Consider the following 281-nt stretch of genomic DNA (forward strand, 5'->3'; position numbering starts at 1 on the left):
TTCTGACATCCTCATCCGCTATGCTACAGGCACTAAAAATGGTTATTGAGGAGCAAATATGGCTAACTGGTTAAATCAACTGCAATCCCTGCTTGGGCAAAGCAGTTCTTCTACCTCCTCGTCTGCGGATCAGGGATTGGGCAAACTGTTAGTGCCAGGCGCATTAGGCGGACTGGCTGGGCTGCTGGTCGCAAATAAATCAGCACGTAAACTTCTTACGAAATATGGCACCAACGCGTTACTGGTTGGCGGCGGAGCGGTAGCGGGTACGGTGCTGTGGA

At 51.2% G+C, this 281-nt stretch carries 1 protein-coding gene; it reads left to right on the top strand.

Annotated elements, in window-relative coordinates:
* Positions 1 to 58: 58 nt before the first annotated feature.
* Positions 59 to 281, top strand: a 223-nt coding sequence (locus KI369_RS30105; RefSeq protein WP_212959080.1) for a hypothetical protein, incomplete at its 3' end; no start/stop codon positions are given.

Source organism: Bacillus sanguinis (assembly GCF_018332475.1).
Taxonomy (GTDB): Bacteria; Bacillota; Bacilli; order Bacillales; family Bacillaceae_G; genus Bacillus_A; species Bacillus_A sanguinis.